Source organism: Rhodococcus sovatensis (assembly GCF_037327425.1).
In the GTDB taxonomy this organism is placed as follows: domain Bacteria; phylum Actinomycetota; class Actinomycetes; order Mycobacteriales; family Mycobacteriaceae; genus Rhodococcoides; species Rhodococcoides sovatense.
Genome location: NZ_CP147846.1, coordinates 703,161 through 729,704, shown reverse-complemented (window position 1 = coordinate 729,704; position 26,544 = coordinate 703,161). Strand labels below are relative to the sequence as shown.

19 protein-coding genes, 1 tRNA gene and 1 pseudogene are annotated in these 26,544 nt (G+C 61.3%); 11 read left to right on the top strand and 10 right to left on the bottom strand.

Going from position 1 to position 26,544, the window contains the following annotated elements:
* Positions 1-238 precede the first annotated feature (238 nt).
* Both WDS16_RS03465 and WDS16_RS03460 read left to right on the top strand, forming a co-directional pair.
* A complete protein-coding gene (locus WDS16_RS03465; RefSeq protein WP_338890516.1) occupies positions 239-1,267 on the top strand; it encodes a hypothetical protein in 1,029 nt (342 codons plus the stop codon).
* The gene (locus WDS16_RS03460) at positions 1,260-2,012 is read left to right on the top strand and encodes a DUF2510 domain-containing protein (protein ID WP_338890514.1); all 753 of its coding nucleotides are present in this window, start codon (positions 1,260-1,262) and stop codon (positions 2,010-2,012) included. The genes WDS16_RS03465 and WDS16_RS03460 overlap by 8 nt, the downstream gene beginning before the upstream one ends.
* 380 nt (positions 2,013-2,392) lie before the next feature.
* On the opposite strand, the gene WDS16_RS03455 is transcribed toward WDS16_RS03460, so the two are convergent.
* Positions 2,393-3,540, bottom strand: a protein-coding gene (locus WDS16_RS03455; RefSeq protein WP_422395690.1) for an IS3 family transposase whose coding sequence is annotated in 2 segments (ribosomal slippage) — positions 2,393-3,273 and positions 3,273-3,540 — 1,149 coding nt in all. Because the reading frame shifts where the segments join, the coding sequence is not laid out codon by codon here.
* 112 nt (positions 3,541-3,652) lie between these two features.
* Between WDS16_RS03455 and WDS16_RS03450 the strand changes: the two genes are divergently transcribed.
* Genes WDS16_RS03450 through WDS16_RS03440 form a run of 3 tightly spaced genes read left to right on the top strand, consistent with a single transcriptional unit; the run spans position 3,653 to position 7,301 of the window.
* Positions 3,653-4,060 (top strand): hypothetical protein, encoded by a 408-nt coding sequence (locus WDS16_RS03450; protein ID WP_338890512.1) that lies wholly within the window; start codon positions 3,653-3,655, stop codon positions 4,058-4,060.
* A 59-nt stretch (positions 4,061-4,119) separates the two neighbouring features.
* Entirely contained in the window at positions 4,120-5,877 is a 1,758-nt protein-coding gene (locus tag WDS16_RS03445; protein WP_338890510.1) for an ATP-dependent nuclease, read from the top strand.
* On the top strand, positions 5,874-7,301 hold the full coding sequence (locus tag WDS16_RS03440; RefSeq protein ID WP_338890508.1) for a UvrD-helicase domain-containing protein: 1,428 nt from the start codon (positions 5,874-5,876) through the stop codon (positions 7,299-7,301). The genes WDS16_RS03445 and WDS16_RS03440 overlap by 4 nt, the downstream gene beginning before the upstream one ends.
* A gap of 416 nt (positions 7,302-7,717) precedes the next feature.
* Here the strand turns inward: WDS16_RS03440 and WDS16_RS03435 are convergent.
* Positions 7,718-7,805, bottom strand: a tRNA-Leu gene (locus WDS16_RS03435).
* Between the two features lie 67 nt (positions 7,806-7,872).
* Positions 7,873-8,448, bottom strand: coding sequence for a hypothetical protein (locus tag WDS16_RS03430; RefSeq protein ID WP_338890506.1), 576 nt, complete (start codon positions 8,446-8,448; stop codon positions 7,873-7,875).
* A 188-nt stretch (positions 8,449-8,636) separates the two neighbouring features.
* Between WDS16_RS03430 and WDS16_RS28205 the strand changes: the two genes are divergently transcribed.
* Positions 8,637-10,514: a DNA/RNA helicase domain-containing protein gene (locus tag WDS16_RS28205; protein ID WP_422395751.1), complete on the top strand. Its 1,878-nt coding sequence runs from the start codon at positions 8,637-8,639 to the stop codon at positions 10,512-10,514.
* Between the two features lie 324 nt (positions 10,515-10,838).
* Here the strand turns inward: WDS16_RS28205 and WDS16_RS03415 are convergent, their stop codons facing one another.
* Complete coding sequence (locus WDS16_RS03415; protein WP_338890504.1) at positions 10,839-12,530, bottom strand: DEAD/DEAH box helicase family protein; 1,692 nt, start codon at positions 12,528-12,530, stop codon at positions 10,839-10,841.
* A complete protein-coding gene (locus tag WDS16_RS03410; RefSeq protein ID WP_338890502.1) occupies positions 12,527-17,434 on the bottom strand; it encodes an AAA domain-containing protein in 4,908 nt (1,635 codons plus the stop codon). Before WDS16_RS03410 ends, WDS16_RS03415 begins: the two co-directional genes overlap by 4 nt.
* A gap of 302 nt (positions 17,435-17,736) precedes the next feature.
* Here WDS16_RS03410 and WDS16_RS28200 point away from each other — a divergent pair, with 302 nt between their 5' ends.
* Genes WDS16_RS28200 through WDS16_RS03400 form a run of 3 tightly spaced genes read left to right on the top strand, consistent with a single transcriptional unit; the run spans position 17,737 to position 19,808 of the window.
* Entirely contained in the window at positions 17,737-18,042 is a 306-nt protein-coding gene (locus WDS16_RS28200) for a type VII secretion target (RefSeq protein WP_422395750.1), read from the top strand.
* Positions 18,039-19,316, top strand: coding sequence for a hypothetical protein (locus tag WDS16_RS03405; RefSeq protein WP_338890501.1), 1,278 nt, complete (start codon positions 18,039-18,041; stop codon positions 19,314-19,316). The genes WDS16_RS28200 and WDS16_RS03405 overlap by 4 nt, the downstream gene beginning before the upstream one ends.
* 6 nt (positions 19,317-19,322) lie before the next feature.
* Entirely contained in the window at positions 19,323-19,808 is a 486-nt protein-coding gene (locus tag WDS16_RS03400; protein WP_338890500.1) for a hypothetical protein, read from the top strand.
* 60 nt (positions 19,809-19,868) lie between these two features.
* On the opposite strand, the gene WDS16_RS03395 is transcribed toward WDS16_RS03400, so the two are convergent.
* The gene (locus tag WDS16_RS03395; protein WP_338890498.1) at positions 19,869-20,873 is read right to left on the bottom strand and encodes an HNH endonuclease signature motif containing protein; all 1,005 of its coding nucleotides are present in this window, start codon (positions 20,871-20,873) and stop codon (positions 19,869-19,871) included.
* A 66-nt stretch (positions 20,874-20,939) separates the two neighbouring features.
* Positions 20,940-22,247 carry a hypothetical protein gene (locus WDS16_RS03390; RefSeq protein WP_338890496.1) on the bottom strand — a complete coding sequence of 436 codons (1,308 nt, stop codon included), beginning with the start codon at positions 22,245-22,247 and terminating at the stop codon, positions 20,940-20,942.
* 284 nt (positions 22,248-22,531) lie between these two features.
* On the opposite strand from WDS16_RS03390, the gene WDS16_RS03385 reads away from it, so the two are divergent.
* The gene (locus WDS16_RS03385) at positions 22,532-23,146 is read left to right on the top strand and encodes a uracil-DNA glycosylase (protein WP_338890495.1); all 615 of its coding nucleotides are present in this window, start codon (positions 22,532-22,534) and stop codon (positions 23,144-23,146) included.
* A gap of 61 nt (positions 23,147-23,207) precedes the next feature.
* Here WDS16_RS03385 and WDS16_RS03380 read toward each other — a convergent pair whose 3' ends face one another.
* Both WDS16_RS03380 and WDS16_RS03375 read right to left on the bottom strand, forming a co-directional pair.
* Positions 23,208-23,777: a hypothetical protein gene (locus WDS16_RS03380; RefSeq protein ID WP_338890493.1), complete on the bottom strand. Its 570-nt coding sequence runs from the start codon at positions 23,775-23,777 to the stop codon at positions 23,208-23,210.
* Entirely contained in the window at positions 23,774-24,730 is a 957-nt protein-coding gene (locus WDS16_RS03375; RefSeq protein ID WP_338890492.1) for a hypothetical protein, read from the bottom strand. The genes WDS16_RS03380 and WDS16_RS03375 overlap by 4 nt, the downstream gene beginning before the upstream one ends.
* Before the next feature lie 428 nt (positions 24,731-25,158).
* Between WDS16_RS03375 and WDS16_RS28195 the strand changes: the two are divergent.
* Positions 25,159-25,449, top strand: a pseudogene (locus tag WDS16_RS28195) (colicin immunity domain-containing protein); the annotation flags it as partial.
* 450 nt (positions 25,450-25,899) lie between these two features.
* On the opposite strand, the gene WDS16_RS03370 reads toward WDS16_RS28195, so the two are convergent.
* Entirely contained in the window at positions 25,900-26,337 is a 438-nt protein-coding gene (locus tag WDS16_RS03370; protein ID WP_338890490.1) for a hypothetical protein, read from the bottom strand.
* Positions 26,338-26,544 lie beyond the last annotated feature (207 nt).

Genomic DNA, 26,544 nt, shown 5'->3' with positions numbered 1-26,544 from the left:
CTCTTGACCGATACTTTACGTCCACATTCACCCACCACACACAATCCGACAGAATCCGCAACCATCACAGCATTCTAGGTGGTCGGACTTCCCACGGAGCGAGATCATAGCGGTCGAAACTTCGCTACGTCTACTTGCAGTGGGTAAGGGGACCCGACGTCTGTGGACGGGACGAGAGCCGCCTTACCGGTCAGGATGCAGAAGCAAGCCATCTACCTATCCTGCTACGACAACGACCATGAGAACCCTCCGCTCGCAATTAACGGCCTCGGTGACGAATTGGACGAGTACAGCCGCGCCCTCAAGGAAATGCAGACCGAGTTCCGCGCCACAATCAGGCGACTCTTTGATTTGCACTTACGTTGGTGGTCCTGTCCGAGCCACGGTGCACCATCGGTCCGGTGTCAGCACACAGCTACCGTCCTGGTTCCTGAGTTCATTCTTCGACCTACGGCGGGATTCATACCCCGGTACTACCGTGCGGCCGGGGCACTCACGTACTTTGTCCGGATGGACCGGGACCGCTCAGACGTCGACTCCGCACCGCCAATACCTGTTGATCTTGAGCATCAGCTTCGCAGCCCTTTCGTCCCGCAGAAGGGCGTTTTATTACCCGATGGTACGTTGGGCCAAGTGGCTCAACGATCTTGACGGCATCGATGAGATTCTAACGACTTTGCCGGCCGCACTCGACCGTTCCATCGCGGCTGAACGAATCGACGTACTGCTCGACGACGACAAAACCACTGCAGCGTTCGTGGTCGCGATGATCTGGGGCCACGGTTCATCTGGATACGGTCCCTTCCGCACCGCACGAATCTTGACCGGGACCGCTGATCCTGCCGGTGAACCACTCTCCCCCGATGTATTCGAAAAGCTCGCGCGCTCAGTAGAAATTGCGCAGGACAGTGGCGCGGTGTGGGGGTATCGGTACCTGAACAACAACGGGAAGATTACCGGGCTCGGGCCGGCGTTCTTCACGAAATGGTTGTACTTCGTCACCGCCCGCGGCAATCCAACATCTCCAGACGCAGCTCCCGTCCTCGACGCTTTGGTCATCGAGTGGTTGCGCCGACACGCGCACGTCCGCATCCGCAGCGGACGCACCGCGGACTACAGCGCATACCTCGACCACCTCACTGCGTGGGGCACCGCGACCGACCACACGCCAGTCGAAGTCGAAGAACGCATCTTCCGCCTCATCCGAAACGACGGAACACCCCAAGACAGCACCATCGAGAACGACGAACGGACGAACCATGACTAGCCCCACGCCCCCGCCCGGATGGCACCCAGACCCGAGCGAACCAGGACTGATCAGATATTGGGACGGAAACCAGTGGACCGAACACACACAACCCACCACCGGGCCCACAGCAGAGGAAACGGCTCCCACCGAGGCGACTGCGCCCGGCCAGCCGGAACGGACAGGCGTGCCCCGCGTGGTCAAAATCATCGGCGCAATCGTCGCGGCGTTCATCGTGATCGGTGTGATCGGTGCCCTCTTCGCCGATGACGAGACCTCCGACGACTCTCAGGCCGCCGCACCGTCGACGACGATGAGCGTCGCGGTACAACGGACCTCCACGCCCGCCCCCGCGACAACCACGCCGCCGGCAACCACCACCATGCAACCGACCACGACCACCCCTGCAGCCGCCGCTCCCCCGGCGCCCGCGACGTACTCATCCGATCCGCGTTGCGCTCCCGCTGATCAGTCGCTCGTGGATCTGGTCGCCTCCGGCTTCACCGAATCCGGTCTGTCCCTTGCCAATGGCACCGTCATCGACGTCGGTAACTACACCTACGTCGGCGGAACCACGATCGACGCCGCCGGTCGAGAGGAGAACCGGTCGGATGTCTGGGTCGTCGCAGATGGAACCGTGTACTCATCGACCGGGGGAGCACGGAACACCACGAACTGGCCGCGAGCAAGCTCGGAGCTGAACATCTCCCCCGGCGACCCCGACGTCCAAGCAGTAGACGCGTGCGTTGTCGACCTCACCCGGTGACGACCACACCCGCAGAAGACCGCCTCGTTCGACAAACCTGCCACGTTCGCGAACGCTGAATTCGATTGGATCACGGGCACCGGCGAGCATCCCGCTTCGGTCCGTCCACGGCAGTGGCCACCACAACCTGCATCGGCACTTCAGCCGCGTTCACGACGCGATGCCCTAGGGTCAGCCGCCCCTGTGCACCCGATGCGGCATGCCTACCAAAACCAGCGGCTAACCCATTTCGAGAGCACATCGTCCCGGCACCAAAGGGGCTTTCCTCCAAGCTGTCGGACGGCGGGCATATGATTCAGGCAACCGACCACAGAGTCGGTTACCGTGGCAGGTCCCCGATAGTCGGGCCACCGTGTTCTAGAGCCACGGTGTGATTGATTTCAGTCGATCTCGCAACCCTCGACCGGTTGGTGGTTGTGGGTGCATTGGGCAGCGTACTCGGACGGCGTGAGGTAGCCGAGTGATGAGTGCCGGTGTCGATGGTTGTGGTCGTCTTTGAAGTCCTCGATCACCACCCTCGCTTCGAGAAGGCTCGTCCAGTGATTGCGGTTCAGGCACTCCTTCCGTAGTCGGTTGTTGAACGATTCGATGTGTCCGTTGTTCCACGGCGTCCCCGGCGGGATGTAGGAGATACCGACACGGTCGCGACAGAACTGTTGCAGCACATGCGAAATGAACTCCGGACCGTTGTCCATTCTCAGGACCATCGGCGGTCCGTCCCACAGCGCGAACGTCTTGTCGAGCTCGTCGGTCAGTCGTTGCGCGGTGATCGAGCGCTCCACGATGTTCAACAGGGACTGCCGGGTGTGTTCGTCGATCATCGACGCGATCTTGATCGCTTTCCCATCCACCGTGGAGTCGAACTGAAAATCCATAGCCCACACCACTTTCGGCGCATCGGCTTCGATCTGCGGGCAGGAGCTGATGCCGGCGCGTTTGCGGGGATGATAGATCCGAACCTGCAGACCCTCCTCCTTCCAGAGCCGGTGCACCTTCTTCTTGTTCACCGACATGCCCTGGTCGTGCCTCAGATGCGCCCAGGCGCGACGGAAGCCGTGCAGTGGATGCGAGCCTGCGTATGTCCGCAGCGACGCCCTCAGGGCCGCGTCGGGATCCGCGGGTGTGTCGGCGATCGGTGTTCGTGCGTAGGTGGAGCGGGCAAGCCCAACAGCTTTGCACGCCAGACGTTTCGACAGACTCATGGTGTTGACGAGCATGTCGACGGCGCGGCGCTTGGCGGCTGGGCTCAGAATTTTCCCTTCGCTACCTCCCGCAGTGCGTCCTTCTCCAGCTCGGCCTCGGCGAGCAGGCGTTTGAGCTTGCCGTTCTGCTCGCGCAGCTCCTTGAGTTCCTTCGCGGCATCGGTGTCCATCCCGCCGTACTGACGCCGCCAGTTGTACAACGTCGCCGCCGACACCTCGAGCTCCGCCGCGATCTCCTCTTGCGTCTTGCCTGCAGCGGTCAGCTCATCGGCACGGCGCAGTTTGCGCACGATGTCCTCGGCAGAGTTGCGCTTCCGTCCAGCCATGTTCTCCATCGTCCTATCCGCCCACTTCAGGGGCAACAAGACTCTAAAACGAGATGGCCCCGTTCACCGGGGACACGCCAACCGCGCCCGATCTAGCTTTGAGGACCGCACGTTGCACCCTGCCACCCCAACCGCCGCCGACCTCGATGCCGTAGCAGCGCCACTCGGGTACAGCGTTACCACCGACGACGCTGGGTGCTACAGCCTCGCTGTGATCGGCAGTCGCTATATCGTCGTCGCTTCGTCCGACCACGCCGAAATACGACGAGAAATCGCAGCCCTCGAGGAGACAGACGCATGGGAAATCACGCTCGCGGACGCCAAACGCACTGGACGACTGACTGTCTCCGTCACAGTAGGCGATCAAGATTGGACGCTGGCCGGCGACGAGTTGATTTCTGACGACAGAACACGCGGAACGGCGACCGTGATGGTGCGCCGGAAGTCGAGGCCCGAACCGTTCGTAGTCGGCACCTGGCACAAATCGCCACGACATGCCCACCAACGGATCACGCCCTAGCACCGTTAAGGTCGAACCGAAACCCGCTGCCGTTCAGCACTTGAGGGAGAACCAGCTACGTGCACGTTCATCAACTCACCATCGAAAACTTCAGAGGGATCAAGACCTTTTCGCAGGTCTTCGACCATGGACTCAACGGCATCATCGGTACCGGCGATAGTGGCAAGACCACCATTCTCGATGCGCTCACAGTACTGTTTCACCCCAATTGGATGCTCAGCCTCAGCGACAACGACTTCTATCAAGGCGACCCCGCCATCAATCCGATCCGCATCACAGCGACAGTCGCGCACCCGCCGCTGGACCTCACTACTGACAAGACTTTTTTTGGCTACCTACGAGGTATCGACGACGCTAATCGCAAGATCGTCGATGAACCCGACGATCACATCCCTGCGCTGACGTGCGAACTCACAGTAGGGAGCGATTTCGAACCCCACTGGAAAGTCGTCTGCGACCGCCATCCAGAAGGTAAGCCGCTCTCGGCCACCAACCGTCTGAAGTTCGGCGTCCGGCGAATCGACGCCTCCGACCACCACCTCAAATGGGTCCGAAACTCTGCACTGCATCAACTTTCCGACGATGCCGACGGGCAGTCCACCGATACAGTTCTGCGAGAAGTCTCCCGCGGAGCCCGCGCAGCTGCGCGGGAGACGTTGTCTCCGTTCAACAGCGCACTCGCTGCCATCTCGACGGAAGCACACACACTGCGCGCGGCCTCAGACAAATCTACATTCTCTGCGGAGCTCGACGCCGATCTCACTGCGCTCACCCGGGGAAGTATTTCTCTTCATATGGACGATCGACCGGTCAGCCGCACCGGCCTGGGAAGCCGAAGACTTGTCACCGTCGGCGTCCAGAGCCTCGCGCAAGCCGGCGCCCACGTTCTATTGATCGACGAACTAGAAGCCGGACTCGAACCGCATCGCACCCGCCACCTCATTCGATACCTACAACGAACCAGCAGCCGACAAGTTCTTCTGACCACCCATTCACCTGTTGTGGTCCGTGAACTGACAGCACGCCAGCTCAGAATTGCCCGCCGCACGACAGAGCCGATACCTGCGCTGACCACCCCCGGCACGTTCGACGGCGCTGAACAACGCTCAAAGCCTTCCGCGCCCGAGACCACGGGCGGAACCGTCATCCTTGTCACTCCGCCAGATGCTACGCAAGGAACAATCCGTACCCACGCAGAAGGGTTCCTATCTCCACGTATACTCATCTGCGAAGGCGCCACCGAAGTCGGTTTCATTCGTGCCCTCTGCAACGATCTCGAGGACAATGAACCCGTGCGCATGAGCCTCATCGCAACCGTCGACGCAAACGGCGACCCCCAATTTATCAAACCAGCAAAGCACTTCCGTCAACTCGGGTACGCCGTCGGTGTCTTCTGCGACGACGACACCGGCACCGATCTCACTGACCTCGAAGATGCAGGAATCACAATCCTGCGAACGGCCCCCGGACTCGACCTCGAACAGCAGGTCCTCTGCCATCTCACACCTCAGGGCATCAGAACCGTCATCGCCTACGCCATTGAGGAGAAGGAGATAGCCTCAGTCGAGGACACTATGTTCAACAACGGTGTTCCTCGTCCAATCGCACGCGCCCTCGTCATGGGCGAAGAGCTCACCAATCCCCCGCAGAATCTACCCCAGCTGATCTCCATCGCTGCGGGTAAGGGTGGATGGTTCAAGAGAGTCAGCCGGGGAGAAGACATGGCCGCACTGGTGCTCGACCCAGCTCTCACAGTCATGACACCGGAGCTCCAGAAATACCTCGACGACCTACGGGACTGGTGCGCACCAGCATGACGACTCGCTCACCCGAAATCGATCTCACCACTATCGACCGCGGATCAGTCACCGCACCAGCAGGATTCGGTAAAACACAGGTCATCGCCGACACGATCTCCCGCCACAGCAAGCGTCGGTTTCTCGTTCTCACCCACACCAACGCCGGCGTCCGGGCTCTTCATGATCGAATCACCACATTGGGCGCAGCGCGTTCCGTTCACATCGACACGATCTCTGGGCTTGCGCTACGCCTCGCTCGCGCCTTTCCCGCCGGCGTGGGCTGGCACGAAGGCACTGGTATAAACCATTCGGCAGCAACAACTGCCGCTCTTGCCATCCTGCGCCGACCCACAGTGCGTCGAGCACTGCTTCACGGTTACGACCAGATCATTGTCGACGAATACCAGGACTGTTCGACAACCCAACACCACATCATCAGTCACCTCGCCGACCACACCCCAACAGTCGTCCTCGGAGATCCGCTGCAGGCGATCTTCGACTTCGACCCCGATGACCCGCTCGTATCATGGTCAGACGTACTCGACACGTTCCCCCACTTCGGAACCCTGTCGACACCGCATCGATGGACCCACACAAGTCCGCTACTCGGTCACTGGCTGAAAACGATCCGCGAGCCACTCGCCCAAGCGCAGCCAGTCCCACTCCCCCTCGGCGACATCACCGTCTACCGAATGCCCCGACCGCTCCACGAGGGTGGCCTCCACGGCGCGCTACCGAAATTCGGAAGCCGCGCCGTCCTCATACCTGACAGCCAAAAGTCGCACGAGATCGCGGCACTCGCGAAAACCCTTGCGTCAATCGCCGCCGTCCACGAATCCGCAGAGCACCCAGACCTCCTCCGATTCGTTCACAAGATTTCCGACGCCAGTCCCGCCGCAATATTGCTGCTGACCGTCGACTTCACGAAAACAACAACCACCAAGATCAGTGCCCAATCGCAGGTCAAGACGCTAGTAAAGAACCTGGAAGACAAAAGCAGGCCTGGGACAACCAATAACGAACTGAACAACCTTGCCCGCCGATTCATCGAAACGTCCGCTGCACATGATCTCGCCGCGGTCATCAGAAAAGTCATCTCAGGCCCCAACTGTCGTACCTACAGGCCAGGCCTCTTGTACACCTTGCTTACCGCTCTACGCTCCCTCGGCAACGCCCCTACGACCGAACTACTAGACGCAGCCCGAACGGCCATCGACACACGCCGCAGAATTGCACCACCACCCACGAGCCGCATCAACATCGGAAGCACCCTCCGCGTGAAGGGCCTGGAGTACGACTCCGTCACCATTTATGACCCCAACCGAGTCCCATCGGCGCAACATCTCTATGTCGCGCTCAGCCGCGCGCGACGACACATCACTCTCGCCATCCCGCCCCACAGCCAACTCGACAAATGGTTCGTCCACCCCAACCTGAACTGACGCCACCGCAACTTCACCTACACAGGCTTACGACCCGTCAGTCGCGAACGAAGAACGCACCCATCGTCAACCAAGAACTACGCGCCAAGCCCGCCGTGACTGCAATCTAAGGGCGTCGAAATACCAAGCTTTGCAATCGATCTGCAGAATACGCCTACACCCACCCCGTCTGCTACGTACCGAGATGTGTCAGCCTCGTGTCAACGAACCCCCGAGATCTTTCGGATCCTGAAGCAAAAACACATCCTGAGCTGCACGAATGCAGCAACCAACGTCCACGCCAGCCGGGGGGGCCGCAGCGTATTTCAGATCTGCTGCCTCACAAGTCCATTGAGAACCGCCACAGTTCACTGTAGTCCATGCACCCGCCGAAACTTGTTACTCGGACTAAGCTTTCGGGTCCATATGGACTTACGTGCCCCCAGTCGGACTCGAACCGACACTTGACGGATTTTAAGTCCGCACAGTGTTGACGCTCGCGCAGCGATACCGCACTATTGGGCCGTGCTGGACCGCTCGGGAGGCGATGGCCATACCCGCTCAGCACAATAGGCTCGAATTTGGTTCTTCCTCAATCGAATTCAGTATACTTGGAATGCACGCCAAAGCTCTTACTGATTGGGTATCTGACCGCATTGTGGACGAGCTTTGCCTCTGCGACGTCCGCTAGCCCTACACCTACCAGGCCAGCAACACCAGCCAGGTCGTCGAAAGCCGCAGTAATGCGGGGTTCGATGCGTTCGAGCGAGGTATAAGTTTCGCCAGGCGCTGACCACTGCCAGAATTCCAGAATCTCCCCAACTGCCCCTACCAGTCTTGCAAGAGCCATAAACACCAGGAGCTCCGAATCGGAGGCAGTAGCTCCCTGGCCCCTTTGCACCTCGCGGTCCGGCAGTGGGCAGCCCAGAACGTCGAACAGCCTTAGTAGGTACAACGTGACGTCTGCAATTTCGCTGGTCACTGACTCCAACGATGCCAACCCGGCCCAGTCACCCGGGGAGGAGAGGGCGTCGGCGATCGCGGTGGAGAGCTCGCCGACCTCGCCACCCAAAGCCATAGCCAGGTTCTTTGGGGAGTGGAACTGACCCCAGTCACGCGCGTTCGCGAACTCTCGCTGGTCATCCATCACCTGCTGGAGTGTGGCCATGAGGAGGACGCTATCGCCGTCCACAAGCATCCAACAACATGGCGCGCCAGTGGCTCGTCGGTCCAACAACAGACCAGCCGTTTCAGATAGCCTTCCCACTGCGGCCCGACGGACTTCCGCTGCGATTCGCAGCTATGGACATGCCCCCACCCGCACGACTCGATTCGTGCTGCCTTGGGGACATTTCTGTGACGTTGCTTCGTACTACCGCTGACAGAATTGTCGGCATGGCAAATCCCGCGTCCGTCAGTGAGCAATTGCTGGAACAGATGCTCTTTAGTACCGGGCGACGCGCAAGTCCTTCCGAGCAAACGTCGTGGAGCAAGAGCCTGCCGGCCTTCGCGCGTGACCTCGTCGACGCAGGGCTGTCGAATGTCGAGATGCTAGTCGAGTATCAGCTCCCACTGACCTCAAGACGTGTCGATGTAGTGCTCGCCGGTACGCATCCAGTGACCGGTGCAGCTTCTTACGTCTTGGTGGAGCTGAAGCAATGGTCGTCTGCGTTCAAGTTCGAGGGCAACGAAGAGCTGGTTGATGTGCCAGGGATGCCGGGCGGTCCGAAGCTCCATCCAGTCGCCCAGGTTCGCGGATACTGCGAATACATGGTCGACTTCACCAAGTCATTAGCTGACCAGCCTGATGCGCTGGCGGGTATCGCCTACCTGCACAACGCGCTAGATCCAGCGGCCGTGTCGGATCTGCGCGCTCTCCCACCATCCACAGACGGACGGCTGTTCACCGCATCCGATCGACATGACCTCCACGCGTTTCTTCGGTCACGGTTGTCCGCCACAAGCAGCAGCCACTCACCCGCAGACACATTGATCCGCTCCGCCGTCGCGCCATCTCAGCAGCTGTTGAAGGTCGCTGCGGCTGAAGTTCGTGACCGCCCTCAGTTCCATCTGCTGGGCGAGCAGCAACTCGCCGTAGACCTCGTTCTTCACGCTGTCGAGCAAGCTCGGCAAGCTGACAGCAAGCAGGTCATCATCGTTACGGGTGGGCCCGGTAGCGGCAAGAGCGTGGTCGCGCTATCCCTCGTCGGAGAGTTGGCTCGACGTGGCCGCGCAGTGTTGCACGCAACCGGATCACGTTCTTTCACCCAGACGCTGCGAAAAGTTGCCGGTCACCGCGCTCCACGCGTTCAGAAGATGTTCAAGTACTTCAATCAGTTCATGTCCGCCGAGCGGAACAGCTTGGATGTGCTCATCCTGGATGAAGCACACCGGATCCGCGAGACATCCGTCGACCGCTACACCAGGGCTGAGCTCCGCACCGACCGCCCACAGGTGGACGAGCTCATTGCCGCCGCCCGCGTTCCCGTTTTCCTCCTCGATGAGCATCAGATCGTGAGACCCGGTGAAATGGGTTCGCTCGAACAGATCGAGGAGTACGCGAAGTCTCTTGGACTGACATCGCGTCACGTGCACCTCGGTGAGCAGTTTCGCTGCGGAGGAAGCGAAGAATACGTCCTGTGGACGAAGCGCCTTCTTGGTTTGGCAGAAGGCGGGCCAGTCCCCTGGCCTGGCGATCCTCAGTTCGAAGTGCAAGTTGCTGACAGTCCTGAGGAACTCGAACGGCTACTCGCAGGACAGATGGAGCGCGGCTACTCAGCACGTATGACAGCTGGCTATTGCTGGAGTTGGAGCAATGCTCGCGACGACGGGTCGCTTGTCAACGACGTCACGATCAATAATTGGTCCCGACCTTGGAATAGCAAGAGTGACAGGCGAGTCGGCGATGCGCCTCCTGCCCCGCTCTGGGCAACCGAGGATGGCGGGTTCAACCAAGTCGGATGTGTCTACACTGCCCAGGGATTCGAGTACGACTGGAATGGTGTGATCTTCGGGCCCGACTTGGTTTGGCGCGATGGTCGGTTCACCGTGAAGCGGGAAGCGAACCGAGATCCCGACCTGAAGAACACCAAAAAAATCAGCGACATCCGCGTCGACTTGTTGATTCGGAATATATACAAGGTACTTCTAACTCGTGGAATGGTCGGCACCATTCTGTACTCCACCGACGCAGAAACAAAGCAGGCCCTTCACTCGCTGATCAAAACGAAGTGACTTACATGCTCTGTTCGATTTACGGCTGATTACAATAGATCGAATGTACACCGTGCGCGTTTCACCTGGCCTCAAAGCAGTGAACACGACAGGTTCGACGGCGCTGCGCTACGAATACCTGTCGCGACTGCGGACACTCCGAGCCGTCAGGAGCTAAGCAGACACGCGGATTCTTGCCAATGGCTCCAGCCTAATTGGTAAAGACCGCGGCCGATATGCACGCTCAATCTCTTGACTCCGGACATCGGTCCTCCGTCGGAGCTTTGTACCGAACGCGGAAATCTTGGGCGACCTATGAATGCGGGACTGAGCCAGTCGCGGAGTTCAAAGCAGGCCAACAATCACATTCAGCACCCTGCTGGCCTCCCTCTCCAACGACTTCAACCCCCGCTTCTCGAGGCTCTCGATGAGCATGCGCTTGAGATTCATCTCCGCCGCCACCTGCGACAACGACCGTGGCTTAGCCCCATCGATGCCGTACCGCCGGATCAACACCGACGCCTCCCGCACGTCTATCGCAGCCATGCACCGCAAAATCCCGTCGAGCTGATCCGGCGTCCCGTACTGCGCCTCGGACAGAATCTCCTTCACCGTCCGGGTCCGAGCCGTAGTGGCCGTCGTCGGGACCATCTTCGACTGCGGAATCACAATCGGTTCGATCGGCGTCGGCTCCACCGGCGGCTTCGGCAGGATCGGCGCCGACTGATCCAACCAACTCGCCAACACCGCACCTGCATCAGCAAGCTCGACGTCAACGACTTCCTGGGCCACACCCGTCAACTCATCCAGAAACGCCTCATGCGCACCGAGGCTTGGGTCCTCGTTCGTCCCAGCCACATACATGATCACGAACGCCGCAGGCCGACCATCAGGCTTGAGCCGCAAAATCCGACCCATCCGCTGAATCATCTGCCGCTTCGACGAACTGCTCGCGGTGATCACCCCGACATCCACCGCCGGCACATCGATACCCTCATCCAACACCCGCGGCGCCACCAGAGACGTCAGCTCACCACTGCGGAACTGCTTCAGAATCCGCGTCCGCCCCACCCGATCCAAATGACTCGAATACTGATGCGCCGCCACCCCGCCAGCCTTGAGCACCTCCGCACCCTTCGCCGCAGACTCCTTCGTCTCAGAGAACACGATCGAACGCTCCGACTTCGCCAACCCTGGCGTGATCGCCGCCAACGCCTGCAACTTGCCCTCACAGTCCGCCAACAACGCCCGCCGCTTACTGAACGCCGACAGATACCTACTCGCCACCCGACTCGCCGGCAGATGCCGCTCCTTGCTCAGATCCACCGCGTTCTTCATGAACTCACCGAACGGCTCAGCAGCACAGCCATAGTCGTAGATCAGCGTGTTCCGCAGCGACTTCGCCTTCTCGTCCAGATCCTGGAACTTCGCGGCCTCCTCAGCGGAGAACGGCACCGCCACCGTCATCACCCGCACCGGCGCCAGGATCCCGTCACGTCTCCCCCGCGCCGCGTCGCAACCCTTGACCAGGTTCTCGAAGTACTGCATCAGATGCGTATCAACACCGTCGTCCTGACGCTCCAGCGTCGCCGTCAAACCGAGACGCTCCTCGAACCGATTGATCAGCACCTTCGCAAACGAACCAGCCCCATATCGATGCACCTCATCCGCGACCAGCAACGCACCCGTCCGCGGCATCGGCGCACCCGGGCGGATCGCCGACTGAATCGTCGTGATCAACACGTCGTAGAGCCGGAACGTGTCGTTGTGGCCATTCCCCCGTCGCCCGATCCGCACACTCGGCAACGCCTTCACCATCGCCGTGTACCACTGCTCGAGCAGATCGATACTCGGCACCACCACCAACACCTGGCGACCACGACTGACAGAATCCAGCGTCGCAGCCAACCCCACATGCGTCTTTCCGGTGCCGGTGACTGCCTCGACGATCGCGCGATAGCCGGACGACACCCACTTCTCGAACGCTTCCTTCTGCCAGTCCCGCAACCCCTCGGACCGACTCGCAACCTGCGTCATAGCGTCAACCCCTGCGGCCGCACCCATTCCTCGACACCCTCACGTTTACGTGTGACCAACTTCTTGAGCACCACCAAATCCGACAACAATTGATCCGCCTTCGTCCGCGACAACCCCGTCACCCGCTGACACCGCTCCAACGTCAACGGAGCATTCGGACGTGCCGCAGCGATAGCAATCTCACGCGCTCCCGCCCAAGACGCAACCGGCAAAGCATCCAATTCGGCTTGCAACGAACCGCTTCCGGACACCACTACCGACTCGGTCGCGACATCTGCCGACCGCCGCCGCCGTGGCACCGCGTCCGGCGTGGGCGCAGACGGTCTCTTCTTCGACGCGTTCAGTGCGTCGTCGCGAGACTTGATCTCCGCCAACGCCTCCTGCACGGCGTCGGGCGTGACCTCGCAGTCCTCCATCGTCTGCGCGACGGAGAACTTGTTGCGCTTCTGCGAATACCGTATGGCCGCAATCAGATCCTCACGCGGCATCGTCCGAACCGGCGTCGGATCGGACACGTCGGTGTCGTCGAACTCGTCCACAGCCGCGTCGTCGAGGTCGCTGGTCTCGACGGGCTCGTCGACCGTCTCGATGGCCTCCGGCAGCGGTGCGAGATCCACCTCGACGGTCCGGGACGGCGCGGGCGCTTCGACGCTGACGAGCTCGACTGCTTCCTCGTCGGGTTCGGCGTCGTCGGGATCACGCACCAATGCGATCGGCGTCCACGTCGACGTTTCCGATCCTTCGACGACCACCGCTACCTCGTCGGGCAGGATGCCGACCGAGTCGAGGAGTTCGGTGATGGTGTCGAGTGCTCGTTCTCGGTCGAGGGCGAAGTCCGACGCCCGCAACCGATGGAACAGCCAGCCACAGCGCCGGAGTTCGAACTCGCGCTCCATCCGGCTAAGCAACTCGTCGGCGTCGACTGCACCGTCGTCGTCGCATTCGATCGCAACCCGGACAGCGGCGCCGGTGACCACCAGGTCGATGGTCATCTCGTTGACATCGACGCGTGGGTTGACGTGGTAGCCGCGCTCGCGCAGTGCCAGGAAGACCTGCTGTTCGAACACCGAGCCGAAGTCGGGGTGTGGGGATGTCGGCGAGACGGCGTCGGGCATCGCGGGGACGGGAACCGTCGGCGCAGCTTCGACGTAGGACAGCAGTGACCGTCGTAGATCGGTGGCCGCCAGGCTGTCGACCGTGACGGAGTGGAACAGCCACAGCTGATCTCGTGCACGGGTCGCGGCAACGTTGAAGCGTCGCTTGAACATGTCCGTCGTCAGCGCCTTCGACGACGAGCCGGGTGCGATGACCATCGACAGGAACATCACGTCACGTTCGTCACCCTGGAAGTCCGGCGGTGTACCCACGCGGATGCGTCGCTCGTCGATCTGCTCGGACGGGATGCGCTCGAAGATCAACGACCGGATCAGGTCCGCATGCGCTGCGCCCTGGAGGACGACGACGCCGAAGGTCTTGTCCTCGTAGTCGGGTTCGGCGAGGCAGAGCGCGAGCTGGTCGACGAGGGCGTTTGCCTCGGCTGCGTTGCTCAGTCGTGTGCTCGAACCGGAAGTGCTCGCATCCTCGACGAACGTACTGCGCAGCGGTGCAAGCCGATCCGCGCCGAACTGTCGGACGGGCACCAGCGGCTGTTCGTTGTAGAACTGCGTCGACGACCATTGAATGATCTCCGGCATGGATCGGTAGTGCTCGCGTAGTCGCACGGCATCACCGAATCGGGTGCGCAGCATAGAGAACAGACTCGACCGCGGAGTCAGCGTCATCCGGGTCGTGACAGGCACATCAGGAAGGAAGTAGTCGAGCCGCTCGATGACGGATTCGAGGGTGTAGTTCTGGATCGACGCCGGTGCACACTGCTTGTCATCGCCTACGACGATGACGCGCGGCGCCAACCACATCAGGAACATGCTGGTGATCTCGGCCTGGCTTGCTTCGTCGACGATGACGACGTCGAACGCGTTCTGCTGCGGCGGAATCGACGACAGAACCTGCGCGATCGGCATGACCCACGCGGGCACGACCGTCTGCGCATCCTGCATCGCCGCACGGGCTGCGACTCGGTACCTCTGCGCAAGGCTGCTGGTGCCGAGGCCAGCATTGGACATGTTCTCCTGATACGCACGCAGCGCGGTGACCTCACGACTCGTCATGCGCTGCAGGCATTCCTGCCACGCCTGCTCTGCGGCAAGTTGCGCCGTCAGAGAGGAGATTTCGGCGTCGAGGGCATCGAGTTCGGCGTCGAGATTGTCGGTCTGATCGGGCTGCTGGGCGGCCTCGATCGACTGCTTGGTGCAGCGCCAGGCCCAGGCCCGGGTGAAGGTGGGTGCGAACGCGGACCAATCGGTCGTCGTGTCCTCGGACAGCGTGCGAGCGAGAGTGGGCGCGTGTTCGGCCAGGGCCTCGAGGAGATCGGTGTTCTTGTTCTGTGGCTGGACGTAGCTGACGAGCCGTTCGTAGCCATCGACGTCGCCGGTTCTGATTGCGTCGGCGAGACCGTCGGGCACTGTCGGATCGGAGGAGAGTCGCTCTGCCAGAGTGGTCAGCTCGTCGCGTGCGGTGGATGCGTCGGAGCCACCGCTCAGCGCGATGATGTCGTCGGCGAGAGCGATCGCCTCGGCGAGCGTCGTGACCGGCGGTAAGGATGGAACGACAGCACCGAGGGCGCCGACGAGTTCGTCACGTGCCGTTGCGATGCTGCCCGTCGCGAGCACTTGGTTCCATACGGCGTGGAGGGTGTTGACCTGCTGTTCGCGGGAGTCCGCTGGGTTGATGGGCAGCTCGATGCCGATGCTGCGCAACAGGTGTGCGGCGTCGTCGACGGCGACGAGGGCGCGGAGGTGGTTGGTGACGAGCCGGAGTTCGGTGACCTGGGTCGCGTCGGTGCCATCGACGGTTGCTCGTGCATCGAGCCCATCAACGGCCACCTGCTCACTGGACGTGCGCGTCGCGTCGAAGGAGCCGCTCTCGTAGAGCTTGGCGAGGGCGTCGAAGGAGTTGAGTGCCTGCCGCGTGGTGACCTGCGTCGCCACGTGATGGGACTCCACTGCGGCATCGGAACTGACGGCGACAGACAACATCGCGGAGACGGTCTGCGCACGGGACCACAACGTGCCGAGCGCGCCGGACAGAATCCCGTCGGCCAGGGCCGCATAGTGCGGACCGAAGGACGCGATGGCTCGCGCCCGGTCGGTGAGTGCCTGCGCCGACGGCAGAATGTACTGGAGCTGAACCGGATCGATGTCGTCGAACATCGATCCCGAAGCAGTTCCGGCGCGGGCGAACAGCGATCGGATCTCGTCGGCCGTCGGGAGGCTCGGTCCTTGGCTCTTCGTGAACAGCGAGGCGAAGGTTGCGTTGTCGACGGGTGCGGTCTCGGTGTGCAGCGGGCCGGGGATCCAGCCGAGTTCGTCTTGCTGGGAGTTGAGCGTGGTGACGATCGACGCGAGGGTTCCTGAATACGTCGGCGAGAACGTGTGGATCTCTGCTTCCGAGGATCGAGCGAGGCCGATCTGTTTGGTCAGTTTGTAGCGACGTTCTTTGGTGCCCATCCGCTTGGCCGCGAGGGAACGGATCTTGCGGGCCGACTCGGTGGCGTCGAACGCGGCTTTGTGGGTGGCGATGGTCGAGACGCTCTCGTCGAGTTCGGCCGATCCCCCACGCGCCATGTCGGTGACGGATACGCAGAGGTCCTGTAGTTCGGCGGGCAGTTTGTCCTTGAGGACGCGCAACGCCTGTGCTTTTTCGCTGGTGACGAGGATGCGCTGGCCCTGAGCCATCAACGCGGACATCAGGTTTGCGATGGTGTGGGTTTTGCCGGTGCCGGGTGGGCCTTCGACGACGACGCCGGTGTCGTTCATGACGCGGTTGTAGATGCCGGCCTGGGCGCGGTTGGCGGGCAGCGGGAAGAGCGGTTCGGCGCTGGGGGTGTCGCTGACATGGGATTCGAGCCAGTCGCGGCGGGTGTTGTCTTCGTGGGTCTCGACGAGTTGCGAGAGCCCGACGGGCACGGGTGCCCCAGCGTCCAGCGCTGCGAGCATTGCCTCGTAGTACGACGCGAGGGCGTAGGAGCCGCGCTTGCGCAGGACGAGGGCCGGCGACATGCGCAGGGTGTCGGCGGTGGAGCTGACGGGTTTGTCGTGGTCGGCGATGACGGTCAGCGGTTGCTTCAGCGCGGCGGTGGCCCACTGGCCGAGGAGCCGCGGGATGTCGGCGGACAGTGAGGACGAGACCAGTTCGGACAGGCTCCGGTGCAGGGACTTCGAGCCGGCACGGTCGAAGCCGGGCAGGTCGAGCAGGATTTGTACGTCTTCGAGGCGCGGGGTGCTGGCGGGTGCGACGGTGACGAGGAGGTCGCCGGTGGAGTCCTCTCGGCTGATACTGGCCTGTTGGGTGATGAGGTGCGTCGCGACCCGTTGGTCGCCGATGGTGGCGTCGAGGTAGCCGGAGGCGATGACGAGTTCGAGGGACTCGGGCTGGGTGCCGAGGTCGTGGAGCATGAGGTCGACGGATCGGAAGAGTTCAGCGAAGGGTCGGCGTTCACAGTCGTCGAGTGACCAGGTGGTCCATTCCCGGAGCCAGTCGTGTGCCTCGGCGGGTGCTTGTTTGGCGACGGTGGGTGGGGTGGTGCTCTCGTCTATGTGCTTCTCGAGCTCTGCAGGAAGGCCGGGAGGCTGCTCGATGCTGGTGCGCGGGATGCGAACCGCCACGTCACCGGGTGCGACGTCGGTGTTGACGTCGAGGGGTCGGGCGTCGTCGAAGAGCCACTCGACGCGGGCATCGGTCCCGTACTGGCGTATCGGCTTCGACTGGGCGCCGACCGTTTCGCGCAAGAACTCGAGCAGGCGCCGTACGCGTCCCCTGAGTTCACTGTCATCTGTAGCCGACATCGAATCCTCACATTTCGAACTAACTCGATCAGAGCTCAACCTATAGGGAGTGGGTGACAGGGTTCGTGAGCGCGCAGTCTCGTCGAGACCACGGGTCAACTTGCCGGCGGCGTACGAATGTGGCCCCATCTGCGCTGTTCGTGAATCGACCCGGTCAAACCTTGGGAACAGGCGGGCAGAGGGCTCGCAGAATTCATTCGTTCGAATGACCACGGCAGCGTCTACAGAACGAGGCCCCTGAGCCTCTCGAGGTACAGTCCCGGAACAAGGCCGGATATGACGGCAATCGGGCTGGGGGGCTCATGTCTAGAGAACTACGCGTAGATCCTGACGCTGTTCAAACACTGGCTGATCACTTCAGTGCTGTCACAACTGAAATTGCAACCATGAGCGCCGTCCGCCACCTCACGCCGGCGACAGATGCTCTACCAGGATCGCACTGCGGCCCAGCCCTAGCTGCGGTAGCCGAGGCTCTCGATACATCTCTGACGGTAGTGGTCACGGAATTGCACGAGCTATCGGCCGCGATCAGTGCGAGCGCCGTCGACTACCGAACGTCTGAGATGACATCCTCGGTCTTGGTTGCCGCTTCGGAGCGTCCGATATGACCCCAACCCGACCTCAGCTGAACGAGTGGCAGTTGTGGACCTCCAGAGACTCGGGCGCGCAGTTGGACAAGGCAATGGACCGGTTGAGCGAACTACTCAGCGGGCTCCTGCGCGAGATCGACAGCATGGATCTCAACGGCTCTTGGACTGGTGATGCCCAAAGGGCTGCCTTTGATCGGGCTGTCCGAGTTTGCGACAACGCGAACCGCATGCGCGATATCGGCGGACGACTGGCCGCAGCTGCTCGCGCCGCTGCGAATGAACTTGAATTTCCTCGTGACCGAGTGCTCCAACTTGCGAGCGGTGCCGACTCCGACGGATTCTCCGTGTCCGATGACTGGCAAGTGGTGTTGTCCGAAGACTCGTCGTCCTTTGGCGATCCCGAGTCTTCGGTCAGCGCAGCTGACCTGGATCGGTGGCGAGAACAGATCACCCAGGCCTACAACGAGTTCACGGATATCGACCGCCGCATTGCGCAGCGGGTAGCAGAGATGGCTTCAGAATTGCCGACGCCGGCCGACACAAGCTCGCCAGGCATACCACGTCCGAAGCCTGCACCACCGTCCGACGGTGGCCAGGGACCGCACGGTTCTCAACCGATGTACAGCCGAGGCGACGACCTGCTGTTCAGCGAGCTAGTGAAGAAAGCCGCTGATGCCGCCGAACTCAGTGGTTGGACGCATGCCGCCAAGAACCTGCGGCATTACCTCGACAACTCGGGTGTTGAATCAACGGTCGATCCTGACGAGATTCAGCGTGACGTGCCGAAGGTTCAGCAGACAACCAACGAACTAGTCAGCGCAGAAGTCAACCGCATTTCCACCCACGCAGCCGCAGCTGGCACCTACGGGGTTCCAGTTCCATTTCAGTCCGACTGGACAGGTGTGTACATCGGGCCAGAAGACAGCAAGGACTGGTTCTACGCAATGGGAGGCATCGAGCAGTCGGTGACCGGAATCGCCACTGTGTATCCGCCCAGTACACCGGGTGCAGAGCCAACAGTGACTGTCGACTACCAAACCCATGTCTTCGATCGCTACAACTGGGATGGGACGAAGACGACTACGTTCGACATACCTGGCACGGATGGAGTGACCATCAGCGACGAACGAATGGGTAGCCTGCACACCGCAGGCTTGGCGCAGGAATTCGATATCTCCGGGTCTGGAAGCACATTCCATTACGACGGACCGGTTGTCCCCAACAACAGCACTCTGGATCTACCATCTGCACCGGACAGTCGGAATGGCCAACGCTCGGATCCGGGAAGATAGAACACGATGAAACATGCGAACATCCGCGCACGTTGGCTACTGGTCGCGTTGTTACTCATCGCCGCCACTACGGGGTGCACAACGCGAAGTGACGCCACGGATCGCACCGTCAGTGTCCGTGAATCGGCGTGGCCGGCGGACGTCATTTCGGAAGCAACGTCTTTCGGCGGAATCACGCTCGCTCCGGACGACGTCGTTCTGAATGCCCGGACTGAGGCCTCTCTCGATACGCGATACGAATTAGCGATCGAAACTGATCCAGACGGTTTCGCAGCTCTATTGGTTCATTCAGGGTTCGACACACCGCTGATTGCCGCTTCGGCACCGTTCTTCGAGGTAATCGCCGGACCGGACCTCGCATCGTCGCCCTCGGTGCTGAAAGCGCAGGACCGCTTCCTCAACTCCGAGAACGAACGCGTGACTCGCAATATTGTGGTCGACGAGCGCGACGACCAGACCCGTTACGTGCACATCGAGTTATTCACCACCTGAGAACATCAGGGTTACATCACGCGGAAGGCCAATTCGCGTATCAAACCCTGCACCCGGCGGTCACCCCGCGACGAAAATCTCCTCTTGATGCCAGGTCAAATACGAAACATCCGGGCGCACAGAACTTTCCGCTAGGATCAGTCGATCGTGCAGCGGCGGCTTGCCCAATGCTCGCCGGAGAGGTGGAGACACAGTCATGTCGTCTTCGATACCGGGCGCATAGCGAAGACTCAGATCCTGGTCTACGGTGATCAGTCCAGTGTCGAACGCAATGTCGTGGGTCGGACAGGCCGTGAAACCGTTCGTGTGATCCACTCGTTCCCGATCAGTGCTGTCGCGCCACGGTTTTATGTGGCTAGCCAACAGCATTCGCGGCCGTCGCTTGCCACCGATTATTCCGCTCAACCCGCAGAACACACACTTGTGCTGATGGTTGTTCAACACTCTCTGGGCGAAGCGATGCTGCCCGACGCGAACTGCAGCGACGAGGAGCCTTTCGGTGGTCTCGATCGGCACATCCGTGCGCTCACGTTCCCACTTCTCGAGTTTCGATTCGAGCGATCGTTCGATTTCGCTCGAATCCAGCTCGTACTGGCCCTCCAGTTCGATTAGCGAGGTACCTTCGATCCCGAGAAAGTCCGGGAGCTCGTCGGGGTCGATACCAAGAGCGCGTGCCATGTCGAGGATGCGCAGATAGACACCCTGGAGCATTTCGACATCACCCAGTCGCGCGGCAACCTCCAATTCGAACCTGCCGCCGTTGCTGCGCGTTCCATCCAGATTTGCCATCTTGGCCAGAATCGACGTTGGCGGTCGCTTGAACAAACGCGCAAGGTGCTGCACCGGAAACTCGGCGCGATGCGCCGAACCACTGCCGTACTTGCGGTGGTCCATCAAGAGTGAAGCACGGTGCGAGAGAACAACTTCGCAGGGTACGAGGTTCACCTGACGCTTGCCTGCAGACGGATGCTGACGTTCGAGTACCGACAACCACTGGTGGCGCAGTTGGTCCGGCGTCGGGGCGATGAAAGCTGAAGCGCCGACACCCATCAGCTCATCAGCCATTCATCCCCCTTCCGACTCTGGTTCCGGCCACCGCCCGCCGCCAAGCTGCTTCGGCCGGTACTGCCTCTACTCCTTGATTTCGATCGGGGGCTTCGCCTCGGAACTCTCGTCCTTGCCTCGACTCGATGCCACATTCTGTAAGTTACGACCAAGCCATCCGAGCCCGCTGGCACCGATGTCTGCCGCCTTGCTCCCGATAGCGACGGCCGCGCCACCGACAGCCTTCGCACGGTTGCCCACCTCGGCGAGAGCGTCACCGACTGAGGGATCCTCGTGCTCGATCCATCCAGCAACCTGGCTGCCTCTCGCGTTGGCGAAGTCGTCCAGATCTTGACGGAGAGAGGTCATGTCCCGCTTGAGGTCGCTTGTCGACATCCATCGGACGATTTCGAGCGGTTTGACCGTCGCGTAATTGGCAAGTTCGCTTCTGGCGTGGATGAGCAGTTCGCCGTCCCGCTCGAAGTGCTCCAGCAGCAACGCACGGGCAGACTTCACAACGGTTTCGAGGTGTTCCGGCTCGGTGGCTCTGACACGCTCGATCCGCATCTTCTGCCACAGATACAGTGACTGCTCGGCAATCACCAGGAGCTGAAGTGTCTCCCCCAGCCGCTTGTCCTCGACTGCGTTTTTGAGGTAGCTCGCCCGATCCTGTACCGGCTTCAGCGAATCGAAACCCGCCACGGTGCGCTTGGCATGCTCTCGCAACCTCGCCACACCAACTTCGAGCGCGGGGCCTAGTGACGCGATCGAGTCCCAGTCGGCGGTCGGCAGCGCACCCGTCTCTTCGTGAACCTTCGCGATTCGTGAGAGTGCCTCATGGTTGCCGACCACGTCACCTACTTGCGACGCCTGTGCCAGAACAAGGATCTTGTCGACAGTGCCCTGGACCCGCTCGACCGCGTCCGCGACCGACTGAACCGCCGTCTGCAAAGCAATCTGAACTGCGAGCAACTGCACGCCCAGCGCCCGCGTCGGTGTCATCGACACACTCTGCCACTGCATTTGGCCGCGGAACTTGTGTGACGCATCGACGACGGTCATACGGTTGTATCCGCCGGTACCCGGCATCACTCGATAGGACTGCAACATCTTCAGGCTCTCAGGCGAGAGTCGGACGAACTGCCCCTGTCCTACGGCGTTGGTGGCCGCGGCGCCCGCCACCGCAGCAGCTGACGTGAACGACGATTTGTCAACACCCGTCACTTGAACCGCATCGCCCGCGAGGTCCTTGATCCGAGCGAGGTAGCCGGCTACGGCTACCTCGCTGCCAGACACCAGAACACCTTCCGGTTGGACCGAGACAGCAATGCCGGCGCTGGCTAGAAAATCCTGGTCGTCTTCGGAGTACGGGGTCGGCAGAGACTCGTCTGTCATGTGGTCCATCCTGTAGCGAAGCGAAAGTGTTCGCCCGAATATAGGCGACTGCCCGGTTTTGTTACAGCGTCAACAGTTCCTGAGCTCTCTGCGCATTGCTGACCGCATTGGAAGAACCGAGTCGCGGCTCTTCTCTGTCGCAAAACCTCAGTGTGTGTCGTTACCAGAGCTGAACGCCAGTGCTTCCGGCACCTGCGGGTCCGATGGAACATGCTCGGCGACCAAGGCGCGTTTCCCTCCCACAGCAGACCTCTCGTGTCACACGAGCGTGCAATCCTTACCGCATGCCGAACGGACGTAACGCAGACCCTGCTGTAATCGCCGACAAAATTGCGCGAATCCGAGATCCCCACGTCCGCCCGTTGAACGCGCTATCTGATGCCATTGCGGATGCCGTCGGCCTCCCACACGGTCATGTTCCCTACGTCGATCCGGACCAGGGTGGAATCAACGCACGTATGTTGGTGCTGCTCGACAACCCTTCCACGAAAGCAGAGAGCGGAACGGGATCCGGCCTTCTGAGCCTGGACAACAATGACCGCACGGCTCGCAATTGCCGTGAAGCATACGAGCGCCACGGTGTCTCACATGCCGACGTAGTCCACTGGAATGTCGTTCCCTTCCCCGTCGCAGGCGTCAAGAATGGCGGTTCAACTCCTGCAGAACGAACTCGGTCCGTGAGATGGACGACCGAATTCGTCGACTTGTGCCCGGACATCGAGATCGTTCTACTGCTCGGCGCCGCTGCTCGTGACGGTTGGGCACGCGCAAGTCTCGACAGAGACCTCTACGTCGTTCCAGGAAAGATTCCGCACTGTTCCGCGCGGGGACTGAATACGGGAGGCGGACGCGAACGCTTCGAGGCCGCGATCGCTCAGGTCGCACAAATGCTTCGATGAACTGACGACGGCGCTCAGGGCGACAGTATGCCCGAAGCCTCACGCCCGACACACTGATCATTTACCCAGCTGAAAGAGCGCCTTGTCCACATCGCGGGCAGACCAGTTCTCGCCCCCGATTGTGCGCCTCGATCCGAAGCTCCTCCACGGTCTGCATGTATCCGCGATACCACCCGTTGGACGTGTCGACGGCCAAGCCGAGGAGCCCGAGCGCCTTGAGCGCCCGTTTGTCGTAGATGGCCATTCGACTCGGCGCAGCCGCGAGAATGAGCGCCGAGGGCAACGCGCCGCCGTTGACGCATCCGGGCAGTTCGATCAGCGCCTGTCTGGCTCGACCCGCCGCGGTCGGGACGTCCAGCGACCGATCGTTGGCTGCCATGTACATCGTGCTGGTGGCGACTCGGACGTCGGCGTCGCGCCAGTTATGAAGCGCCATCGCCCAGGGAGTATCGGCACGAAGTCGCTTCCAGAAGAGCAATGCACCGATGTCGGCCTTGCCGATGCTGCGCGCGGACTCGACACGAGAGATTACGTCGAACAGAACCTCGTCGTACGAGTCGGACACCGCATTTTCGTAGTCGGCGCGTGCTCTCAACAATCTCCCGATGGCGTCGCTATCCACCCCGCTCATGCCACGACCTCTGGCTTCAGCTCGACTTCGAACCCGTTCGACTTCTCGTAGACGCAACCGACGCTGTACTCACGTAAGAGGTCGATCAAATCGTCAGCCGGTCGCTCGGGCAGGAGCATGCATGTCGATGGCTTCGTCTCGATGTGTCGGCGGTAATCCAGCAGGTGTCCCAACGCCATACGAACGGCCTCTCGTGACGCCGACGCCTTGGCCTTGTAGAGAACGTTGTTCGTGTGATCTAACAGGTCCACCAACAACGGCCGATTCACACCCTCGACCTGCAGCTGACAGCCGCTCAGATCCAACCTCTCGGGACGTAATCCCGCAACGAAACGGTCGACCAGATCCGATTCGGCGCGGCGCGCGCGGTAGGAAGCGAATGATTCCACATCGTAGGCCGGGGTCATCTTTCGCTGCAATGGAATTCGACGGGATACCCGTTGCTGTCGGGACTGAGGTCGACCACCCAACCACGGATTCTGGCTCCGCCGACCGAGTTCGTCGACGTGCTGACCCCAGCGGTTGTCGAGCGACGCTGCTGAGGGGTCGTGGATGCGCCTGCCGGATCCGAGTACTGGAAACTTGAAGTCCGGCATGGCGTGGCGTAGCTCATCGATCGTCAGCAGATCCTCGTCACCGATCATGACGTCCCAGGCGACGTCGATGTAGGCGGTTCGCTTTTCAGTTCCGGTCCAGTGGTCGTCCATCACGACACCGTCCTTGGAAATGACGGCGCTGGCGACGACGCCTCCCAGCTTGCTTGTGCGCAGCAGGATTATTCGATCACCCGCACGTGGATCGCCGTATCCGCGACCGAAACTCCACGAGCTGTCGTGCAGCTTTCCGTCGGTCGTCGCGTCGATCATTGTCTGGCGTTCGTCGGGATCCAAGCCCTCCGAGCTGCCATCCCACAGTACGAAGAAACTCTTCCTGTGTCCGAGAGAATCATTCACCGGCACTCCTATTGCTCCACCGTGTTCGGATCGCCAACCGCCTCTCCACGGTTGCACAAAGTCACGCCCCTCGCAGACGGTTCGGTTGCGTTGCAGGTGAGAAGGGGTCACTTGAACACGTGCTCGAGTATCGCGGCAACGGATGTTGGTCGCAGAAATGCACGTGCTCACCCTGCGGCCCTTGGAGGGACGCCGCCCTCCGCCGCCGTCAACCAATCGCCTTTCCAGGGATCCCCGCGTCGGTCGCACTCTGGACTATCGGTTCGATGCCGCAGCGACGAAGCTGTCGTCAGTCACAGCATTCGAAGTCCAAGTTCTGACTGTGGAACCAACCAGTTATCTGATGCGTCCAAGTATCTGATGAGGATGACCAGAACATTGGGGACGACATCTGTCCGAACGCTGCATGGGAAGCGCTGCGCAACCTTATGCCATTGCGGAGACGACCAAAGACGGCCAGCGCAGAGACAGCCAGCGCACAGAGTGCGGTGTTCATCCCGTTGATCCGAGCCTTCGTCGATGAACGAATCTCGGCGCAGGACTTCGAAACGCGATATCTCCAGCTCGTAGAGTACTACCCAGGCTTGTTGGATGATCGGGTGTCCAGAGCGATCAACTACTTGTTCTGTGAGGTCGACGCACTCGTCCTCGACGAACGGTTGAGGGACCCAGACGACCCCCACCAAATCGACGAGGCGACGTTGCGAGTGTGCGCTAGAGAGGCGATGCGATGCTTGTTCCGTATCGCCGGAGCTACCGAGATCGACGACACCGTCGAATCATTGCTCGCCGCATCTCATTTGGAAGATTGGGACATGCGAGACCGCGCGGCGTTCTTGATGGCCAAGTGGCTACCAAACCCCGTGATCGAACAGCGACTGATCGAGATGCTGCACGACGTCGACATCGTTGTGCAAATATCTGCGACTGAATCGCGGGCAACCCACGGCGGACGGTCTGGGATATTGGCGGTGTTGAGCGAATTCGGGGAGCGAATCGATGACCCCGACACCTTCAGCACCGCCACCAGGCTCCGCGAACTGCCAGGCTGCGGGCGTGCACCGATCTTGCAGCAGGCCAGAGCCATTCTGGCCGCGGGCACAACGCCATCCGTGGAAGCCGGGGTTCACGAAGTCGAGCGGCTCTTCGGCCGTCTCCGCCGAAACGCGTCAGCAGTTGTTGGGCTCATCGATTTTGACGACAGAGAGTACGGCGTCGCCCTCTTCGATCGGAACGCCGACGCCCGGAGTCTGATCGACGACGATCCAGTTCGAATCGTTGATCTGCGCGCGGCCGGCACCGGTCGCGTCTTCGCTACGTGAGAAGAACACTCCCGCATCCTGAATCAGATTCTGAGCAGCCTGCAAGTTCATACACACCACCGGCGGCATCAGCACGGGCGCAGCGACGACCTCCGGTGCGGCGACAACGGGCGGTTCCGGCGCGAGCGCGGCCGGAGGCACCGTTGTTGTCGGCGTCGTTGTGGTTGCTTCAGTCGTTGCGGTCGCAGCTACTGTCGACGCCTCACGCGCCACCGAAGGTTCGCCCGCGGACCCACATGCTGCGACGACGCCCGCCATCGCCACCCCCGCAGCCGCGATGCTCACAGATCACACGACGCGTCCACGGACGAAGGGGCTGGCATTACGGAGAGACTCGCCGAACATGATTATTCTCCACACTTTCGAGATCTCCGCGCGCGGTCGCAGCGGAAGCATCGGGAGATAGATCGCGGCTCTGCCAAGCCCGTTACACCTGGGCGCTTGCCGATCATCAAGCCAATCCCGTCACCGACCACTGAGGCTCCGCCTCCG

Excerpts from the sequence above, each read along its gene's own strand:
- WDS16_RS03460 (WP_338890514.1), top strand. The coding sequence starts at position 1,260 with ATGACTAGCCCCACGCCCCCGCCCGGATGGCACCCAGACCCGAGCGAA.
- WDS16_RS03465 (WP_338890516.1), top strand. The coding sequence starts at position 239 with ATGAGAACCCTCCGCTCGCAATTAACGGCCTCGGTGACGAATTGGACG.
- WDS16_RS03410 (WP_338890502.1), bottom strand. The coding sequence starts at position 17,434 with ATGTCGGCTACAGATGACAGTGAACTCAGGGGACGCGTACGGCGCCTG.
- WDS16_RS03405 (WP_338890501.1), top strand. The coding sequence starts at position 18,039 with ATGACCCCAACCCGACCTCAGCTGAACGAGTGGCAGTTGTGGACCTCC.
- WDS16_RS03390 (WP_338890496.1), bottom strand. The coding sequence starts at position 22,247 with ATGACAGACGAGTCTCTGCCGACCCCGTACTCCGAAGACGACCAGGAT.
- WDS16_RS03440 (WP_338890508.1), top strand. The coding sequence starts at position 5,874 with ATGACGACTCGCTCACCCGAAATCGATCTCACCACTATCGACCGCGGA.
- WDS16_RS03380 (WP_338890493.1), bottom strand. The coding sequence starts at position 23,777 with ATGAGCGGGGTGGATAGCGACGCCATCGGGAGATTGTTGAGAGCACGC.
- WDS16_RS03430 (WP_338890506.1), bottom strand. The coding sequence starts at position 8,448 with ATGGCCACACTCCAGCAGGTGATGGATGACCAGCGAGAGTTCGCGAAC.
- WDS16_RS03385 (WP_338890495.1), top strand. The coding sequence starts at position 22,532 with ATGCCGAACGGACGTAACGCAGACCCTGCTGTAATCGCCGACAAAATT.
- WDS16_RS03400 (WP_338890500.1), top strand. The coding sequence starts at position 19,323 with ATGAAACATGCGAACATCCGCGCACGTTGGCTACTGGTCGCGTTGTTA.
- WDS16_RS03395 (WP_338890498.1), bottom strand. The coding sequence starts at position 20,873 with ATGGCTGATGAGCTGATGGGTGTCGGCGCTTCAGCTTTCATCGCCCCG.
- WDS16_RS28200 (WP_422395750.1), top strand. The coding sequence starts at position 17,737 with ATGTCTAGAGAACTACGCGTAGATCCTGACGCTGTTCAAACACTGGCT.
- WDS16_RS03415 (WP_338890504.1), bottom strand. The coding sequence starts at position 12,530 with ATGACGCAGGTTGCGAGTCGGTCCGAGGGGTTGCGGGACTGGCAGAAG.